At 32.7% G+C, this 2,453-nt stretch carries 2 protein-coding genes; both read right to left on the reverse strand.

What is annotated here, in order from left to right; genetic code table 11:
• On the reverse strand, nt 1–1,517 hold a 1,517-nt coding region (locus tag V7164_RS16980; RefSeq protein ID WP_335354679.1), incomplete at its 3' end, for an ABC transporter permease.
• Nucleotides 1,507–2,271 (reverse strand): ABC transporter ATP-binding protein, encoded by a 765-nt coding sequence (locus V7164_RS16985; protein WP_335346101.1) that lies wholly within the window; start codon nt 2,269–2,271, stop codon nt 1,507–1,509. The genes V7164_RS16980 and V7164_RS16985, both read right to left, overlap by 11 nt.
• Nucleotides 2,272–2,453 lie beyond the last annotated feature (182 nt).

The raw sequence follows: 2,453 nt of genomic DNA on the forward strand, positions 1-2,453 counted from the left end.
GATGTGTTCTCAACACGAATATCAGTAAGTGGCAGGGAATTTTCATTATAGTTCCTAAACTTTTCAGCTAGTTTTTCGACAACATTGGTGGTCTCTTCCCAATTTGCAACATTGATTAAGTGAATGTTTGATTCATAACCATTTAAGCTATTTTTTAATTGCTCGAATTGTGAATTGCCTACAATAATAAAATCCTGAAGATTGCTTAGTATATTGATGTTTTTTTCAACGATTATTTCCTTTAATGCATAGGAATGCTTTTCATCTGAGAATAGGAAAACATTATTCTGATAATATTCGCTTCCATCCGTTTTTTTTGGATCTTCATTTATATAATATAGAAAATCCTTATCCTGCAGGTCCACCTTACTGGAAGTTAATTTATTAAATTGATCCAGTGACATAAAATTATAGACATTGATCCAGTTGCTATAAGTTTGTTTTTGATAGTAGGAATATATCGGTATCACCAGATATTTTTGTATTGAATTATCTTTTTGGTCAACGATGGAATAAATTTCTTCTTTACCTAAGTTGTTTTTATTCTCTGTTTGTATAAATGCAATATCATAAGGATTTCCGTCAACTGCTTGCTTTTCAGATAGCATGTAGGTAAATAATATTATGGTGCTATACAAAATCGTCACCATTATCATAACAGTAACGAGCATAAGTATAGATGTCAGTTTTCTAAATTTATATTCTAGACTAGTCAGAAACAAGAGTCTGCGGTAATAATAGGATTTATACTTTTTAGCAAGTTCTATGAAGAAACTAGTGAACTGATAAATGCTGATGTACAATCCTAACAATGTTGATAGTGTCCAAATAAGTAGGTATTCCCCACCAACATTAGGATCTGTATACGTATAATATAGCCCCAGAATAGAGCCGATAACAATTGCTACTCCTATTCCGCCAATTAGTGGACTCTTCATCTTGATCGATTCTGCAATCTTGTCGCTTTTTAAACTTACAACAACGTTTCTTTTGAGTACGAAAAAGAGTGATCTCCCAACCGCAACGAAATAAACAACTATGAATATAATTATCGTATATAGGAACATTTTACTGTTTATATGAAATGAAATTCCTTGTATCCCAACACTATTCATTAATATTAAAAAGAAAAGTCGTGAAAATATAGTTCCTGCAAGAATACCAGAAGCCAGTGATGCAAATGCAATAATGCCATTCTCCAACAATAACAATTTTCCTATATCACGATTAGACATCCCTAAAGTCATAAGAAGCCCAAACTCACTTTTCCTTCGTTTAATAAAAATGCTGTGGGCGTAACTAATAAAAAATACTGTGAATACAATTAGAGCAACACCCGGAACGGTTAAAACATATTGAATTGATTCCGTCCTTTTCACTTGAACAACTTGTTGGTTAAAATACACAGTCGAAAATATAAAGAAAAATATAACTCCAAAACAGTTGCATAAATAGTAAAAGAAATACTTTTTATAATGAGCCTTTGCCATTTTCCAAACGATTTGATTAAAAGACATCCGTTCTTCCTCCTAAGATAGCGAGGTTATCCATAATTTGATTTAAAAATTCTTTTCTGCTTCCTTTCCTCACAAGATGTGAATGAATAGAGCCATCTTTTATAAAAATAACTTTCCTGCAATAACTTGCAGCAAAAACATCATGGGTAACAAGAAGGACCGTTGTCGAAAGTTCCTCAACTATTCTTTCAAAACACTCCATTATGACAGTTGATGATTTTGAATCCAAATTACCTGTCGGTTCATCGGCGAAAATGATACTAGGGTCATTAACTAACGCTCGACTAACAGCAGTTCGTTGCTGCTGCCCACCAGATATATTATAAGGATATTTATTCAGAATAGGTTCAATTTCGAAAAGATTGGCAAGGTAATGAACTTTTTCTTCCATCTCGGTTACATTTTTCTTTTCTAAAACCATTGGTAGAATCATGTTTTCTTTTACAGTCAAACTATCTAAAAGGTTAAAGTCCTGAAATACAAACCCTAATTGTTTTCGCCGAAACAAAGCTAATTCATCACCTGACATTTCACTTATCTCTTTTCTCCCGATTATAATTTTACCTGAAGTCGGCTTGTCAATACCGCTCAATAAGTTTAGCAATGTTGTTTTACCACTGCCAGATGGGCCCATAATCGCAACAAACTCTCCTTTATTAATTGAAAGGCTTATTTTACTCAATGCTGTCGTGGAGCCTTCTCTACTCGAATCTCCATATATTTTATCTAGATTTATAGCTTTCAAAATTTCCATTACCTTTCCTCCTCTACTAAATGAAATGGATATTTGAGGCTTTAGACAAATCTTCTTCTACTACTAAAAGCTAGTGAATGATTATTGTTAGCGACTATATGGGCTGTTAACTAAAATTACACCGTTCAATTTACCGAACGGTGCTTCACTAAAGATATTTAAAGAATAAAATTAATTAAATC

It is taken from the genome of Bacillus sp. JJ1474 (assembly GCF_036965225.1).
Lineage (GTDB): Bacteria > Bacillota > Bacilli > Bacillales > Cytobacillaceae > Cytobacillus.

Excerpts from the sequence above, each read along its gene's own strand:
- V7164_RS16985 (WP_335346101.1), bottom strand. The coding sequence starts at position 2,271 with ATGGAAATTTTGAAAGCTATAAATCTAGATAAAATATATGGAGATTCG.